Raw genomic sequence first — 15,408 nt, forward strand, 5'->3', positions numbered from 1 at the left:
GATCTACACACCTTCCGGTTCGTCGGCAGCGTCAGATGTGTATAAGAGACAGCCCGCCGCCGCGCCCGCGCCGGCCGCCGAGGAAAAGACCTACGTGCTGCCGACCACCGGCGCCGAGGGCCAGATCATCGACGTCATCAACCGCGTCTGCAAACCGCTCGTGAAGGGCGGAGACTTCAAGGCCCTGGCCGGCGGCATGGCCGGCTACAAGCTGAACAAGCGCGAGGGAACCTATGTCGGGACCCTGGTCGAGAAGCCCTACACCCTCACCATCTGGCCGCAGGGCTCCAACAAGGACGTCTGCCGCCTGACCCTCAGCTATCCGATCGACGGCGAGAAGCCGATCATCGTCGGCCTCAACATCTTCTCGTTCCTGCACAAGCCCGAGCTGGTCCAGCAGCGCAACGACTTCGTGCCGGCCACCGATTTCAAGCGCATCACCAACTCGTGGGAATACTACACCGACAAGGAATCGATCGGTCTGGTGTTCCTGCAGCTGAAGAAGCCGGACGGCACGCCGGCCGGCAAGAACGCCGACCTGGCTGAAGTGCTGTACTCGGAACGCAAGTTCTAGCATCCGGCCGGCGCCCTCCAGGGGCGCGGTGGTCTGTTGCAAGGGCGCGGGAGCTTCTCCCGCGCCCTTTGTCGTCTTGGCCGCAAGAGCGGCGGCGATCGGACGTTGACGGGCAGCGGCGGGCGCCGCCAGGGTCGTCCCAAACCTCGACTGTTTGGAGTACCCCCGATGACGACGCGCGCCCTGCTGCTTGGCACCGTCCTCGCCTTCGCCTGCGCCGCCGCGGCCCCGGCCGCAGAGCCGGCCAAGCGCCAGTCCGGCCAGATCGTCTACGACAACGTGCCTGAGACCCCCGCAGCGCTGAAGGCGGCGATCGCGCCCTACTACAACGCCCGTTCGGCGGTGTTCGAGGATTGGTTGGACGACGGCTCTATCCTGATCGCCACCCGCTTCGGCGACGTGAACCAGATCCACCGCGTGGCCGCGCCCGGCGCGGCGCGCACCCAGCTGACGTTCTTCGCCGAGCCGGTGAACAGCGCCAAGGGGCAGCCCGGCGAGGCCCGCTTCGTCTATCCGCGCGACGTCGGCGGGGCCGAGTACTACCAGGGCTATATCCGCGGCCTGACCGGCCCGGAGGTGCAGCTGACCGCGCCGAAGACCCGCAATTCCAGCTTCACCTTCTCAGGCGACGGCAAGCTGGTGGCCTGGAGCCAGGTGACCCCGGGCGATCCCAACTACGACATCATGCTGGCCGATCCGGCTCAGCCCGAAGGCCGCCGCGTCGTCCACGAGGGCACGGGGGCGATGGCGGTGCTGGACTTCTCGCCGGACGGCGGGCGCCTGCTGCTCAGCCGCTACAACTCGGCGGCGTCGACCGATCTCTTCGTGCTCGACATCGCCAGCGGGGCGTTGACGCCGGTCGGCCCGACCGGCCGCCCGATCGCCTATGTCGGCGGGGCTTTCGCGGCCGACGGCGCACATGTCGTGGTCCTGTCCGACGACAAGTCCGACATGGCCCGGCCCGTGGTGATCGACATCGCCAGCGGCGCGGTCCGCGACCTGGAGCCCGGCGCCAAGTGGCCGGCCGAGGGCTTCGACCTGTCGGCGGACGGGACGCTGATCGCCTACCTGGTCAATGAAGAGGGCTATTCGAAGATCGTCGTGAAGGAGGTCGCGAGCGGCAAGACCCTGCCGACCCCCGCCCTGCCGCTGGGCGTGCTGACCGGCCTCGGCTTCTCGCCCGATGGCAAGCAGCTGGGCTTCAGCCTGTCGACCTCGACCTCGTCGGGCGACGTCTGGAGCTTCGCCCTGGCCGACGGCAAGCTGGTGCGCTGGACGCAGAGCGAGCTTGGCGGCCTCGACCCGGCCAAGCTGGTCGAGCCGACCCTGTTCCGCTACCCGACCTTCGACAAGCGCTCGATCCCGGCCTTCATCTACAAGCCGGCGGCCGAGGCCGGCGAGAAGCTGCCCGTGGTGATCCAGATCCACGGCGGGCCCGAGGGCCAGGAGCAGCCGAGCTTTAATCCGCGCCGCCAGTCGTGGGTGAACGAGGTCGGCGCGGCGGTGATCATCCCGAACGTCCGCGGCTCCAGCGGCTACGGCAAGACCTATATCGGCCTCGACAACGCCGAGAAGCGCGAGGACTCGGTCAAGGACATCGGCGCGCTGCTCGACTGGATCGCCAAGCAGCCGGACCTGGACGCCAGCCGCGTGGCGGTCGTCGGCCAGTCCTATGGCGGCTACATGTCGCTGGCGGTGGCCGCCCACTACAACGACCGCATCGCCGGGGCGATCGACCTCTACGGCATCTCCAACTGGAAGACGTTCCTCGCCAACACCGAGGGCTACCGCCGCGATCTGCGCCGGGCCGAATACGGCGACGAGCGCGACCCGAAGATGGCCGCGGTGTTCGACAAGATCTCGCCGCTCAACATGAGCGCCAAGATGAAGAAGCCGATGATGATCTATCAGGGCGCCAACGATCCCCGGGTGCCGCAGTCGGAATCCGAGCAGATGGTCGCGACGCTGCGGGCCCAGGGCTCCGAGGTCTGGTACGTGCTGGCCCTCGACGAAGGCCACGGGGTCGCCAAGAAGGCCAACGCCGAGGCGGTCCGCGCCAGCGAGATCGTGTTCCTGAAGAAGGTGCTGGGGACGAAGTAGCCCGCGGTAGGGGGCGGCCTACTCGGCCGCCGCCCGCTCGGCGAGCACCTCGGCCTGCGGGGCCTTGAGCGCCATGACGCTAGCGGCCAGACCGGCCGCGACCACGAACAGGGCGATATCGACGATCCAGGCCATCGGATCGCTGAAGTCGCCCAGATTCAGCGCCAGGTGCAGCGCCCCGACGCACGCCAGCACGCCCGCGGTGGCGAGCCGTAGCCGCCGGGAGAGGGCTTGCGGGGGCCAGTACCGGCTGGCGGCGAGGCTCGCGGCGGTCGCCAGCGCCCAGACGGCCAAACCCGGCCAGGGCCCAATCAACGACGCCAGGGCGGCGACGGCGAAGGCGAATGGCTGGCTCCAGACCGTGGCGATCCAGATCCGTTCCCAGCCGGGCGCCGGACGGCCTTTGGCGCGCCGCCGGGCCAGCCAGATCGCCACGCCGCTGGAAGTCACCGCGGTCAGACCCAGGCCGAGCACGGCGTAGACGATCTTGACCAGGCCGCCGCCGAACCAGCCGAAGTGGATGGCGCCGAGGACGTTGATGATCTTCTGGCCGAGGTTGTTCTCGTCGAATCGCGAGGCGCTGACCATCTTGCCCTCGCGGTCGAAGGTGAAGCTGTCGCCGCGGGACAGGGTGTCGGGCCTGATTGCGTTGATCAGCAGGCCTGCGCCGCGCTCGCCGGGATGCTCGACCGCGATGAAGGTCGGCGTCATGCCGGGCGCGGTCGCCTTGAGGCTGGTCAAGGCGGCGGCCAGATCGGGCAGCGGGGCTGGACGGGGATCGTCGATCGGATGCGGCGGCAGGAACAGCGCATAGGCCTTTTCGGTGTCGCCCTTGAACACCGCCAACGCCAGGATGCCGACAATGATGGTTGTGAGGCCGAGCAACGCGCCAGTCAGCGAGATCGCGACGTGGAAGGGCAGCGCCCAGACGCCGATACGGTTGTGCAAATCGGCTTCCTGCAGGCGCTTGGAGCCGCCCCAGCGCAGGTGGAAGGCGTCCTTGAACACCCGCGGGTGGGCCAGGACGCCGGAGATAAGCGAGGACAGCAGCGCCACGCCGGTCAGGCCGACGACGAAGATGCCCCAGGTCTGCGGCAGGTGCAGGTTGATGTGCAGCCGGGTCATGAACTCGGTCCACGGCGTCTCGGCGCGGCCGACGATCTGGCCGCTGGCGTCGGCGGCCCATTCGCTATCGCCGCTCTTGGGGTGATCGACATAGGCGATCAGCGTCGGCGAGGCCGGTTGCGGGGCGTAGATGTAGACGTGCTCGGCGCCGGGCGCCTTGGCCATCGCCTGCGTCAACAGGGTCTGGATCGCCTGCGGAGAGGCCTCCCTCATCTGCGGCGCAGCGGGACGCTCCCAGCGGTGGAATTCCTCGGCGAATACCGCCACCGAGCCGGAGAAGCAGACCAGGTAGATCAAGGCGGCGAAGGCCAGGCCCAGGGCCGAGTGTCCGGCCAGGACGGCGCGGACGAAACCGGACGGGACCTTCGGCCAGATCGGCTTGCTCATGAGAACCCCTTCAGGGCCGATGCGGTGAAGGTCGCCACGGTCACGCCGAGCAGCACCGCGGTGGCGCGTAGGATCTTGTTGTCGGAGAGCGTCCAGGCCATGCCGCCCGCCCACAGCAACGGCGCCAGCAGGCCGCCGATCACCATCCGGGTCTGCGGCTCGCCCGGCATCCAGACCGTGTAGGCGAGGCCCACGCCCATGGCCGCGATGCCGCCCAGCGGCCCGGCCAGGATGCCGCGCAGCCAGCCGCGCCAGGCCTTGGACGGCCGGTCCGACGGCTCGAGGGCCAGCTCGCGCGGCGGCCGCTTCTTCGGATCTCGGATCTGAATGGTGGCGGCGATCAGCGCCAGCACCGCGAACGGAACCAGGGCGACGGCGAGAAAAGGGCCGCGCGCCGCGCCCAGCGTAACGGCCGCCGTCGCGACCGCCGCGGCGACCAGCGCCCAGCCGCCTAGGATCAGCCAGGGCCGCTGGGCGTTGCGCGTGCGCCAGGCGCGGCGCAGGACCACGCCGGCGGCCAGTCCGATGGCCAGGACGACGGCGCAGCCGGAGAGGGTCCCGGTCACCAGCGGGTTTCCAGGATGACGCCCAGCACCCGCGGGTCGCCAAGCATGGCGCGGCTTAGGCTCGGCTGGTTGTACTGGACGTATTCTTCGTTCAGCAGGTTCTTGCCGTAGGCGAAGACGCCCCAGCGGTCCGTCTCGTAGCCGATCTTGCCGTTGACCAGGGTGCGCGCCTTGATCTTGGCGTCGGCCTGCTGCGCGCCGACCTCGCTGTAGGCGTCGCTGCGATAGCCGGCGTTGAGATTGGCGACGAAGCCGTTCCCCCAACGCCAGTCCGCTCCGGCCGCGAAGGTCCAGTGCGGGGCGAAGGCGAACTCAGTACCCGATAGGTCAAGGCTCAGCGCGCCGAGCTCGACGTCGAAGTCCTCGAACTCGGTCTTGGTGTGGCCGAGCGAGGCGTACCAGCTGAATTGGTTGGTCGGCGCGTGATTGATTTCGATCTCGAAACCGTAGAGGTGCGAGCTGCCGGCGTTCTCGGTCTGGTAGTCGTAGAGGTTGAGGCCGAGGTTCACCGTCACCTGCTGGTCCGACCAGTCGACGTAGTAGGCGTTGGCGTTGACGAGCAGGGTCCCATCCAGCCACTCGGAGCGGAGCGAGGCTTCGTAGTTCCAGGTGAATTCCGGATCGTAGGCCACGACGTTGGACCGGGCGATGTTCACCGTCGATCCGCCCGAACGATAGCCGCGCTGGACCACGAAGCTGGCCGAGATGTCGTCGTTGAAGTCGTACTTCACGCCGAGCTTGGGCAGGAAGGCCTCGAAGTCGCGGGTGGTGGTCGGCGCGGAGGCGTTGGCCTGACCGACGAAGCCCAGCACGACCTGGTTCAGACCGCCGATCACCGGAGCCAGCGGGCCGAACGCGGCCGGGTTCGGCAGCGTTCCGGCGAAGGTCGCCGTCTGGTCGTTGGTCAGGGTGTTCTGCTCGCGGTCGTACCGGAAGCCGGCCAGCAGCGAGAGCTTGTCGGTGAGCTGGTAGCGGCCGTCGGCGAACAGGGCCACGGTCTCGATCTCCTCGGGCGTGACGCTGTGGAAGTCGACCAGGATGGCGGGCAGGGCCGCGGCGTAGGTGTCGGCCGCGAAGGTGGCGGTGGGGAGGTTCAGACCGAACAGCGGGCTGGTCATCAGGGCGATGAGCGTCGGCTTGGGTGTCTCGACGGTGGCCAGGCTGGTCAGCTCGTAGTCGCGGTCGCGCTTGGAGTACCAGAAGCCGACCAGGCCGCTGAGCCGCTCGCCCTGATAGTTCAGGCGCAGTTCCTGCGACAGCGTCTTGGAGACCTCGTCCTGTATGCCGAAGGCCAGCGGCTGGGCGGTGTCGTCGGCGTCGTACTTGCTGACGTTGTCGACCCTGATCCAGGAGGTGACGCTGGAGAGATTCAGCCGGTCGGACAGGTCGTAGTCAGCCTCGACCGTCAGGATGTCGGTGGTGGTGTCCGAGAGGTTCGGCGCGTCGCCTTCGCTGATCCGGTCGTCGTAGATGTCGGGAACGTCGGTCCGCGAGTAGGTGAAGACGTAGCCGCCCTCGCGCTTGTCATGCAGCCAGACCGTACGGACGGTCAGGTCAGGCAGGGCGCTTGGCGTGAACAGCAACTTGCCGCGGATGGTCGTGGCGTCCACCGCGCCTGCGTCTTCCTTGCGGGTCACATTGTAGACGAAGCCGTCGGCGCGACGGGTCTCGGCGGCCAGGCGGAAGGCCAGCTGGTCCTCGACGATCGGCCCGGTGAGCACCGCGGCCAGCGAGCGGTCGTCGGCGTCCGAGACCAGGCCGCGCACCCGGCCGCCGAAGGTGAAGGACGGTTCGGCCGAGCGGATGACGACCGCGCCGGCCAGGGCGTTGCGGCCCTGAAGCGTCGATTGCGGGCCACGCAGGATCTCGACCTGGCCGATGTCCCACATGTCCAGCGGGCCGCCATTGAGGCCGCGCTCGGGGATCGCCGCGCCGTCGACATAGACGGTCGCGAGGCCGCCGGCGCCGCCGCCGGAGACGTTGGTGTTGCTGATGCCGCGGATCGTAAAGCCGGACGGGCCATAGGTCTCGCTGACATTGGCCGTGCGCTGGACGATGTCGAAGAAGTTCACGACGTTCTCGCGCTCGATCTTCTCGGCGGTTGTCACGGCGACGCTCGTAGTCGTCTCCTGCAGCGACCGGGCCGCTTTCTCGCCCGTGACGACGATGCCCTCGACCTCGGTAGCGTCGGCCGCCGCGACCTCGGCCTTCGCTGCGCGCGCGCCGCCCAAAGTCAGCAAGGTGACGAGACTCACCGACGCGAAGAGCATGGCAGACCGCATACAAACCCCCATTGTTGCGAGGCGTTCGCAGTATTGTTGATGCGCTTGCGAGTCAATCGCAATTTTGGGGCGGCTAGCGGTCTGCGGAGTCGCCCGTTCAGCCCATGGCGGCGAGGGGCTCGTCCAGCCAGCCCTGGGCGATCTCGGCGATTTCACGCCAGCCGGGCTCGGCCACCAGCCAGTGGCTCATGCCGGGCGCCTCGATGAACGTCGCGCCCAGCCGCGCGGCGGTCTGGCGGACCGTGGCGGGCGGATGGACGACGTCGCGCTCGCCGCCGATCACCAGGGTGGGGACGCGCAGGGGGCCGACGCTGGTGGTCATGAACGGGTCGAGCCACCAGTTCAGGGTCTCCCAGAGAGCGCGGCCGCTCTCGGGCCGCATGCGGGCGGCGACGGCCTCGCGCTCGGCGCGGTCCATGCGGTCGAGGCTGTAGCGGCGCGCCAGACTGCGGTCGGGGGCCACCGCCTGCGCCCAGAACGGGCCGAGCGCATGCAGGCCGAAGGCGGTGACCGCCTCCTCCATCGACGAGGCCGCCACGCCCCAGGGGGCGGTCGGGGCCAGCAGCACCATCGCCCGCACCGGGGTGCGGCCGGCGGCCAGGGCGCAGACCAGCCCGCCCATCGAGTGGCCGACCAGGATCGGCGCCTCGTCGAGGCCGGCGCAGAGCCGGGCGATGTCACGGGCGTAGTCGGCGACCGAAACGCCGAGCACGGCGTGGGGGGCGTCGGCGTCCGCGTGGCCGCGCAGATCGGGCGTCTGGACGAAGTGGCCGGCCGCCTCGAAGGGGCCGCGCAGGCGCTCGAACGCCCAGCCGCCGCAGAAGGCGCCATGCACCATGACGATCGGCGGCGGGGCGATGCTCATCGGCAGGTCAGGCCGCGCGGCCGGGCAGGCCCGTAAACACGTGGAAGGCGCGGGCCACGGTTTCGTAGATCGCCCTCTTGAACGGCACCACCAAGCCGGGCGCCTCGTGGAGGCTGCCCCAGCGCCAGGCGTCGAACTCCGGGTGTCCGTCGCCGGAAAGATCGATCTCGCTCTCCTGGCCGTCGAAGCGCAGGGCGAACCAGACCTGGCGCTGGCCCTTCCAGCCCTTGGCGATCTTCGAGCCGTTGTGGCCGGGCGGGAAGTCGTAGGCCAGCCAGCCGTCGGTGCGGCCGAGCAGGGTGGTGGTGACGACCCCGGTCTCCTCGGCCAGCTCACGACAGGCGGCCAGATAAAGGTCTTCGCCGGCGTCGACGCCGCCCTGCGGGAACTGCCAGTTGTAGGGCTCGGAGGTCTGGAAGCGGCGGCCCAGCCACACCCGGCCATCGGGGTGGAACAGCACCACTCCCACGTTCGGGCGGTAGGCGGACAGGTCAGTCATCTCAAACCATTTAGCGACGCGAGGCCAAAGCGGAAGCCGGCGCCAGTTGATAGCCTCTAGATTCAACCGATTCAGCCCACTTTGCGACCTGCGACAGGGTCACAGGGTAGGCGAAGCCCGAGCCCAGCGCCTGGCCGTGCTGCAGGGCTCCGGCCTCGATCGCCAGCAGCTGCTGGTCGATGGCTTGGCCCGAGAGCTGCTCGTCGATGATGCGGGCCGCCGAGGCGCGCATCGGGCCGGTGCGGCGGGCGGCCTGGCCGTCGTCGATGAACGCCAGGCCGCGGCCGCGCAGGGCGGTCTGGAAGGCGTTCATGCCGGTGTCCGAGGTCATGAACCGCGAACCGAGATAGTTGGTGACGCCGAAATAGCCAGTCGCGCGCGACAGCACCCATTCCAGCTTCTTGACCGTCTCCGAGCCAGGCGAATCGGCCAGCAGGGTGTAGGGGCCAGGGTCGTTGTCCGGATAGTCGCTGGGCTCCATCGGGGTCTCCAGCAGCACCTCGTGGCCGGCGGCGCGGGCCAGGTCGATCCAGCCCTGCAGGCCCTCGGCATAGGGCACGAACGACAGGGTGATCTCTGGGGGCAGGGTGTCGATCGCTTGGCGGGTGGCCGCCGCGTTCAGCCCCAGGCCGCCGATCACCAGGGCGACCTTGGGCCGGCCGTTCGGGGTGAAGGGGCGGGCATAAGCCTCGGCCGGGGTCTTGCCGTTGGCGGCGATGATCGGCAGCGGGCCGCTCGGCCCCTGCGAATGGAAGCCGGCCAGCGGCGCCTGGGGCAGCGGATCGGCGGCGTGGAAGGCGCCGCCCTCGAGCGTGATGGTGGCCTCGCCCAGCGCCGCATCGGCGCCGATCGGGGTCTCGGAAAGGCGGAAGATGTCCTCGGTGACGGTCGGCTGGCCGCCGCCGCGGACCATCGCCTCACGCCAGCCGTCGGGCGCAGCCTCGCCGCCGATCTTGGCCAGTGACAGCCGCACCACGGGTGAACTGGCCTTTGGGTCGCCGATCAGGGCGACCAGGGTCAGCAGCACGAGGATGAACAGGGCTGCGGCGGCGCTGGCCCCGACATAGGGGTTGGCCAAGGCGCGGAGCGCGGTTTCGGAGATCGGCGGGGCCGGCGCGGGGGCGGCGATCGCGGGGGCGAGGTGCTTCTTCGAAAACATCACATGATCACGGAACGTTCCGGCATTGGAGCGTCCGCGAATATGGTTAACAAACGACTTATACAGTGAACGCCGGCGCGATTTCCGTTAACTTTCAATTAACTAATCGCGCCGGCGTTTTGGCCGTCTATTTCTTGTCCGGAGAGGCCTTCTCGAGCGCCGGCGCGCCCTTCGGCGAGATCACCGCAGCCATCTTCGGTTCGGGCTTCGGCATCTTGGGCGTGGCGGCCACCGAACCGTACTTCAGCACGTCCATGGCGCGGGCCAGCTGGAAGTCGCCCTTGTCCTCGTCGAAGCCGCTGGGCGGGGCTTCGGCCGGGATGTGAGCGCCGCGGCGGGCCTTGCCTTCCTCGGCGTTCAGCGCGTTGCGGAACGAGGCTTCCGAGAACTGGAAGGCGCGGTTGGCGATGCGCTGGGCCTGGTCACGGGTCTCTGCGACCTCGAGGTCCGGCTCGATGCCGGTCTTCTGGATCGAGCGTCCGGCCGGGGTGTAGTAGCGCGCGGTGGTCAGCTTCAGCGCGCCGTCCATGCCGCCGCGCAGCGGGATCACGGTCTGCACCGAGCCCTTGCCGAAGGTCGTCAGGCCGACCACTTCGGCCCGCTTGCGGTCCTGCAGGGCGCCGGCCACGATCTCGGCCGCGGAGGCTGAGCCGGAGTTGACCAGCACGACCATGGGCAGGCCGCCGGTCACGTCGCCGGCGCGGGCGTTGTAGCGCTCGATGTCGCGCGGATCGCGGCCGCGCTGGGAGACGATCTCGCCGCCTTCCAGGAACATGTCGGAGATGCCGACCGCCTGGTCGAGCAGCCCGCCCGGATTGTTGCGCAGGTCGAGGACCAGGCCCTTCATCTTCGGGTTCTTGGCTTTCAGATCGGCCAGGGCCGCCTCGGCCTCGTCGGTGGTCTTCTCGTTGAAGCCGGAGACGCGCAGATAGCCGTAGTCGCCTTCCATCTTCGCGGTGGCGGACTTGGGCTTGATCACCTCGCGAACGATCTTCACGTCGAACGGGTCGGACTTCTCGCGGGCGATGGTCAGGGTGACCGCCTCGCCCGGCTTGCCGCGCATCTGCTTGACCGCCTCGTTGACCGACAGGCCGAGCACGCTCTCGCCGTTGACCGCGGTGATGAAGTCGCCGGGCTTCACGCCGGCCTTGAAGGCGGGCGTGCCGTCCATCGGCGAGATGACCTTGACCACGCCTTCTTCGCTGGTGACCTCAAGCCCGAGACCGCCGTACTCGCCGCGCGTCTGGTCGCGCATGTCGTCGAAGGAGTCGGGGTTCAGATAGCCCGAATGCGGATCGAGCGAGGTCAGCATGCCGTCGATGGCCGCCTCGATCAGTTTCTGATCGTCGACCTCGGTGACGTATTGGCGCTCGACGGTGTCGAGCACGTCGCCGAACAGCTCGAGCATCTTGTAGGTCTTCACGTTCGGCGCCTGGGCCGAGGCGAGGGCCTGCTGGCTCACATAAGCCATGGAGCCGGCGCCGAGCACGAAGGCCGAAGCCCCGATCAGAAAGTACTTACGCATATCAGGCCTTGAAGCCTCCCTTTGCGACGGGACGGCGCCGCACCGGAAATTCCTAAACCAATGTTCCGCGAAGAATCCGGCGGAAATGGTTCGTATCGTCAGCCTACCCCGTCCAGCCATCTGGCGGGGTCGACCGGGACGCCGCGTTCGCGGACCTCCAGATAGAGTTCAGATGGGGAGTTTCGTCCATCCGTCATCCACCCGACAGGCGCGCCCGCCGCGACTGATTGACCAACCCCGACGCTCGTTCGGTCAAGGCCAGCCAACACCAGATGGTACCCCCCGGCCAGCCGCAAGATCAAAATAGTCCCCCACCCCTTAACGGGGCCTACAAACTGGACGAGCCCGGCGTCGGGCGCGGCGACCTGGGCGCCGTGCCCGGCCGCGAGGGTGACGCCGGAGGCCTCGCCGCCCCCGGCCAGGGCCGCGCCATAACGCTGGACCAGCTTGCCCTCCACGGGGGCCAGCAGGCGGATCGGCGGGGTGATCGGGCCGCTCTCGACCGGGGCCGCGCCGGGCGGGGTGGCCTCCAGTTGTTCGCGGCGCTCGGCCAGTTCGGAGTCGGAGGTGAACAGCGCCTCGCTGGCCACCGCCGCCAGCCGGCGCTGGCGGGCGATCTCGCCGGCCTCGGCGGCGTAGACCTTGGCGCGCTTCTGCAACTCGGGGGTGATGGCTTTGACCAGGATCGCCGCGCGCACCGCGTCGGTGGCGTCCCCCGGGCTGACCAGCAGGGCCGGCGGCGGGTCGCGGCGGAACTGGGCCAGCGCCGTCAGCAGCCGGGCCATGCGGTTGAGGTTACGGCCCTGTTCGGCGCTGAGCACCGTCTCGCGGACGTTGAGACGCTCCAGCCGCGCCTGGCTCTCGGTGGCCGCATAGGCGATCGCGCCGGCCGCCAGGGTCGCGGCGACGGCGCAGGTGCTGGTCAGGAGGACGCCGCGGCGCATCATCGCACCAGGGATAAACTGAGCGCTTCGCACCCTCAATCGCGATGATAGGGGCTGCCGGCCAGGATGGTGACGGCGCGATAGACCTGCTCGGCCAGCATGGCGCGGGCCATGGCGTGGGGCCAGGTCTGCGGTCCGAACGCCAGCTTGCCGTGGGCGGCGGACAGCAACGAGGGATCCAGGCCGTCGGCCCCGCCGATCACGAACACCAGCCGCCGGGCGCCGTCGTCACGCAGGCGTGCGATCTCGCCGGCGAAGGCGCGTGAGGCCCTGGCCGTTCCGTGCTCGTCGCAGGCGATGACGTGGGCGCCTTCGAGGTGGGGCCGCAGCACTTCGGCTTCAGGCCCCTTGCCCGGCTTGCGCGACTCGACCTCGATGACCTCGACCGGACCGAGGCCGAGCGAACGGCCGGCCGCGGTCGCGCGGTCGACATAGAGCTTCACCAGCTCGACTTCCGGCGAGCGCGGCAGGCGTCCGACGGCGAGGATCGTGATTTTCATGCGGTCCTTTCCTCTCCCATCGTGATGGGAGAGGGAGGAAAGATCAGCTCGACGGAGTCCGGTGCGCGGAGTCGACCGACCAGATCTTCTCGATGTTGTAGAACTGGCGCACTTCCGGACGGAACAGGTGAATGATCACGTCGCCGGTGTCGATCAGCACCCAGTCGCAGTGCGGCAGGCCTTCGACCCGGGCCTTGCCCAGGCCTTCTTCCTTGAGCGCGCGCAGCAGGTGGTCGGCCATCGCGCCGACATGACGGTGCGAACGCCCTGACGCCACGATCAACGCGTCGGCGACGGCGCTCTTGCCTTTCAGGTCGATGAAGACGACGTCCTGCGCCTTGTCATCGTCCAGGCGCTGCAGGATCAGTTCACCGAGGGCGGTGATCTTCGCCTCGGGGTTGGAAGAAGCGCCGGAAACCGGGGCTTCGTGCGCTCTAGGCGCAGGGTCAGGGCTCAGCGGGGTCGCTCCTTTGTTGCCTCGCTGGGAGAGCCTTAGCACGGATTGGGGGCGTTGGTCAGCCCAGCGTCACGAGTCTTCAAGCCGACAGCGATGCGAACGTTCCCGCACCGGCCGCAAAGTGACCTGCGGCTATTTAGCCTGGCGGGCGCGCAGGGCCGTCGAGGACTGGAAATTCAGCGGTCCGGTGAGGAAAACCCAGCGCGGCGGCTTGGCGCCGGGCAGCAGCTTGGCCTCCAGCAGCGAGACCCGGGCGCTGCCGAAACGCCGCGCCGCGGGCGAGGAGCGGCTCTTCAGCGAAATCCACGGCCGCGAGACCACGGCCACCGGCACCTGCGCCATGATCTGGGTCCAGCCACGCCAGCGGTGGAAGCTCGCCAGGCTGTCGGCGCCCATGATCCAGACGAAGTCGACGCCGGGAAAGCGGGCCTTCAGGGCCTGGATGGTGTCGATGGTGTACTGCGAGCCGAGCCGGGTCTCGGCGTCGCTGACGATCATGCTGCGGCCGCGGGCGATGGCGCGGGCGGCGGCCAGGCGCGTCTCCAGCGGCGCGGTCTCGTGCGCGGCCTTCAGCGGGTTCTGCGGCGAGACCAGCCAGATCACCCGGTCGAGCTGCAGACGCCGGCGCGCGGTCTCGGCGACGTGGGCATGGCCTTCGTGGGCCGGATTGAACGAGCCGCCATAGAGGCCGACGCGCATCCCCGGCTTCAGGTCGAAGCCGAGCCGCAGGGCTCCGGGACGCCCCGCATCAGGCCGGCGCCTAGCGGGCCCGGCGAACCACATGGACGTCCCCGGATCTCAAAGCGTCTTCGCCGTGGCCGGATTGCGGTCGAGGTTGGGATCGCTCTGGCGGACCCGGGCGCGGACGGTGAACACGCCGTCGCCCGACAGCACCCCGCCGCGGGCGAACAGGCGGCCGTGCTCCCAGTTGGAAAGGCCAAGCTCGGGCCGGTCCAGGGCGAACTGGCCGTCGACCCAGCGGGTGAAGCCGTCGCCGATGAAGGGGGCGTTGACGGCGCTGTAGAAGCGCTCGTGCGCGGCGGCGTCCTGCGAGATCAGGCTGGCGGCGAACTGCGGGCTGTAGCGGTTGAAGAGGGCGGCGGCGGCCTCGACGCTGTCGACCAGCACCAGGGTCAGTTCCGGGGTCTCCTCCCACTCCCATTCGCGGGCCAGGTCGCGTTCGGCTAGCAGCTCGACCTTGGGCTCCTCGACGGCGCCCTCGGCGCGGCCGACGGTGACGCGGGCCGCTCGCCAGGCGGCGGGCAGGGCGCTTTCCGAGCCCTCGACCACGTGCAGCTTCACATTGCGGCGGCGCTCGCCGGCCAGATCCAGGGCCTCGAGGAAGGCCGGGACCAGGACGCCGGCGGCCTCGCGGACGATGGCGCAGACGTTGAGCGTGTTGCAGACCTTGCGGTCGAGCGAGTGGTAGACGGCGGCCTTGAACCGGGCCGGGTCGGCGTCGGCGGCGGCCACCATCCAGGCGCCGCCCGTGCCGTGCAGGCTGACTGGCGCGCCGGCCTGGCGGGCGATGGCGCCCAGCTGGGCCACGGCCGGGCCGGAGCCGCGGGCGACCGCCAGGGCCAGGCGGGGATCGGAGAACATCGCCCATCCGGCGGCGTGCTCGGGACTATCGACGAGCGCGGCCGCGCCAGGCGGCAGGCCGGCGGCCTGCAGCGCCGGGTCCAGCGCGTGCTCGACGATGGCGCGGGCGGTGCCCAGCGCGTCGGAGCCGATGCGGAAGACCACGGTGTTGCCGGTGCGCAGCACGCCGGTGGCGTCGGCGAAGACATTGGGGCGGCCCTCGAAGATGAAGCCGACCACGCCCAGCGGGGCGGCGACCTGCTCGACGCTCCAGCCGGGATGCTCGACCCGCTCGACCAGCCGGCCGCGGCCGACCTTGGCGTCGCGCCACACGTGCAGGCCGGCGATCATGTCGGCGCGCATCGCCTCGTTGACCGCCAAGCGGGTGGTGGAGCGGCCCCTTGCTTGGGCGCGGGCGACGTCCTCGGCGTTGGCCTTGGCGATCGCGCCCCAGGCGCCGTCATCGGCCAGGTTGTCCGCAAAGGCTGCGAAGAAGGCGGTGATGGCGTCGTCGCCGACCTGGGCGAGCTGGCCGAACGCGTCGTGGGCGCGGCCCACGGCGCCGGCGGCGATCGCCTGGACGGACGCCGGCACATGCAGCAGGTCGCCGGTCTCCTGGACCACCACCAGCCGGTCGCCCGGCTTGAATGCGGCCGCGAGCTTGTCGGAGACATAGGCCACGCGGTCGCCGCCGAACGGAATCGGCATGCCGGCGACCAGCGCCTCCAGCTTGCCCGTCCGGGCTCCCGTCTCGGCCTTGGTGCTCGCCGCCGCGTCGTCCATTACGCGCCCTAATGCTCAGTTTGAGGTTTAGTAGGCTCCTTTGGAGCCCGTCGCAAATCCG

14 protein-coding genes are annotated in these 15,408 nt (G+C 69.5%); 2 read left to right on the forward strand and 12 right to left on the reverse strand.

The genetic code is table 11. The features are described from left to right. Nucleotides 1-37 precede the first annotated feature (37 nt). Nucleotides 38-574 carry a hypothetical protein gene (locus OUA97_RS14795; RefSeq protein ID WP_267232740.1) on the forward strand — a complete coding sequence of 179 codons (537 nt, stop codon included), beginning with the start codon at nucleotides 38-40 and terminating at the stop codon, nucleotides 572-574. A 168-nt stretch (nucleotides 575-742) separates the two neighbouring features. Further along, nucleotides 743-2,674 carry a S9 family peptidase gene (locus OUA97_RS14800; protein ID WP_267232741.1) on the forward strand — a complete coding sequence of 644 codons (1,932 nt, stop codon included), beginning with the start codon at nucleotides 743-745 and terminating at the stop codon, nucleotides 2,672-2,674. An 18-nt stretch (nucleotides 2,675-2,692) separates the two neighbouring features. On the opposite strand, the gene OUA97_RS14805 is transcribed toward OUA97_RS14800, so the two are convergent. From OUA97_RS14805 to OUA97_RS14860, 12 genes are all read right to left on the reverse strand, one after another. Further along, the gene (locus OUA97_RS14805) at nucleotides 2,693-4,186 is read right to left on the reverse strand and encodes a PepSY-associated TM helix domain-containing protein (protein WP_267232742.1); all 1,494 of its coding nucleotides are present in this window, start codon (nucleotides 4,184-4,186) and stop codon (nucleotides 2,693-2,695) included. Continuing rightward, on the reverse strand, nucleotides 4,183-4,752 hold the full coding sequence (locus tag OUA97_RS14810) for a hypothetical protein (protein WP_267232743.1): 570 nt from the start codon (nucleotides 4,750-4,752) through the stop codon (nucleotides 4,183-4,185). Before OUA97_RS14810 ends, OUA97_RS14805 begins: the two co-directional genes overlap by 4 nt. Further along, on the reverse strand, nucleotides 4,749-7,022 hold the full coding sequence (locus OUA97_RS14815; protein WP_267232744.1) for a TonB-dependent receptor: 2,274 nt from the start codon (nucleotides 7,020-7,022) through the stop codon (nucleotides 4,749-4,751). The genes OUA97_RS14810 and OUA97_RS14815 overlap by 4 nt, the downstream gene beginning before the upstream one ends. Nucleotides 7,023-7,131: 109 nt before the next feature. Continuing rightward, a complete protein-coding gene (locus OUA97_RS14820) occupies nucleotides 7,132-7,899 on the reverse strand; it encodes an alpha/beta fold hydrolase (RefSeq protein WP_267232745.1) in 768 nt (255 codons plus the stop codon). Nucleotides 7,900-7,906: 7 nt separating this feature from the next. Beyond that, complete coding sequence (locus OUA97_RS14825) at nucleotides 7,907-8,398, reverse strand: RNA pyrophosphohydrolase (RefSeq protein ID WP_267232746.1); 492 nt, start codon at nucleotides 8,396-8,398, stop codon at nucleotides 7,907-7,909. 10 nt (nucleotides 8,399-8,408) lie between these two features. Then, the gene (locus OUA97_RS14830; protein WP_267232747.1) at nucleotides 8,409-9,557 is read right to left on the reverse strand and encodes a divergent polysaccharide deacetylase family protein; all 1,149 of its coding nucleotides are present in this window, start codon (nucleotides 9,555-9,557) and stop codon (nucleotides 8,409-8,411) included. Between the two features lie 127 nt (nucleotides 9,558-9,684). Beyond that, nucleotides 9,685-11,082, reverse strand: a complete 1,398-nt coding sequence (locus tag OUA97_RS14835) for a S41 family peptidase (RefSeq protein WP_267232748.1) — start codon at nucleotides 11,080-11,082, stop codon at nucleotides 9,685-9,687. Between the two features lie 98 nt (nucleotides 11,083-11,180). Beyond that, a complete protein-coding gene (locus tag OUA97_RS14840; RefSeq protein ID WP_267232750.1) occupies nucleotides 11,181-12,026 on the reverse strand; it encodes a murein hydrolase activator EnvC family protein in 846 nt (281 codons plus the stop codon). Between the two features lie 35 nt (nucleotides 12,027-12,061). Beyond that, nucleotides 12,062-12,526, reverse strand: a complete 465-nt coding sequence (gene rlmH, locus OUA97_RS14845) for a 23S rRNA (pseudouridine(1915)-N(3))-methyltransferase RlmH (protein ID WP_267232751.1) — start codon at nucleotides 12,524-12,526, stop codon at nucleotides 12,062-12,064. A 43-nt stretch (nucleotides 12,527-12,569) separates the two neighbouring features. Continuing rightward, a complete protein-coding gene (rsfS, locus tag OUA97_RS14850; protein WP_267232753.1) occupies nucleotides 12,570-13,025 on the reverse strand; it encodes a ribosome silencing factor in 456 nt (151 codons plus the stop codon). Nucleotides 13,026-13,115: 90 nt separating this feature from the next. Next, nucleotides 13,116-13,766, reverse strand: a complete 651-nt coding sequence (locus OUA97_RS14855) for a nicotinate-nucleotide adenylyltransferase (RefSeq protein WP_267232754.1) — start codon at nucleotides 13,764-13,766, stop codon at nucleotides 13,116-13,118. 15 nt (nucleotides 13,767-13,781) lie between these two features. Next, nucleotides 13,782-15,347, reverse strand: coding sequence for an aldehyde dehydrogenase family protein (locus tag OUA97_RS14860; protein ID WP_267232755.1), 1,566 nt, complete (start codon nucleotides 15,345-15,347; stop codon nucleotides 13,782-13,784). Nucleotides 15,348-15,408 lie beyond the last annotated feature (61 nt).

Origin of the sequence: Phenylobacterium sp. 58.2.17, from assembly GCF_026411515.1 — a bacterium.
Classification (GTDB): domain Bacteria; phylum Pseudomonadota; class Alphaproteobacteria; order Caulobacterales; family Caulobacteraceae; genus Phenylobacterium.

Coding starts and splice junctions, on each gene's coding strand:
- rlmH (WP_267232751.1), bottom strand. CDS start 12,526: ATGAAAATCACGATCCTCGCCGTCGGACGCCTGCCGCGCTCGCCGGAA.
- OUA97_RS14805 (WP_267232742.1), bottom strand. CDS start 4,186: ATGAGCAAGCCGATCTGGCCGAAGGTCCCGTCCGGTTTCGTCCGCGCC.
- OUA97_RS14815 (WP_267232744.1), bottom strand. CDS start 7,022: ATGCTCTTCGCGTCGGTGAGTCTCGTCACCTTGCTGACTTTGGGCGGC.
- OUA97_RS14860 (WP_267232755.1), bottom strand. CDS start 15,347: ATGGACGACGCGGCGGCGAGCACCAAGGCCGAGACGGGAGCCCGGACG.
- OUA97_RS14835 (WP_267232748.1), bottom strand. CDS start 11,082: ATGCGTAAGTACTTTCTGATCGGGGCTTCGGCCTTCGTGCTCGGCGCC.
- OUA97_RS14855 (WP_267232754.1), bottom strand. CDS start 13,766: ATGTGGTTCGCCGGGCCCGCTAGGCGCCGGCCTGATGCGGGGCGTCCC.
- OUA97_RS14825 (WP_267232746.1), bottom strand. CDS start 8,398: ATGACTGACCTGTCCGCCTACCGCCCGAACGTGGGAGTGGTGCTGTTC.
- OUA97_RS14800 (WP_267232741.1), top strand. CDS start 743: ATGACGACGCGCGCCCTGCTGCTTGGCACCGTCCTCGCCTTCGCCTGC.
- OUA97_RS14840 (WP_267232750.1), bottom strand. CDS start 12,026: ATGCGCCGCGGCGTCCTCCTGACCAGCACCTGCGCCGTCGCCGCGACC.
- OUA97_RS14820 (WP_267232745.1), bottom strand. CDS start 7,899: ATGAGCATCGCCCCGCCGCCGATCGTCATGGTGCATGGCGCCTTCTGC.
- OUA97_RS14830 (WP_267232747.1), bottom strand. CDS start 9,557: ATGTTTTCGAAGAAGCACCTCGCCCCCGCGATCGCCGCCCCCGCGCCG.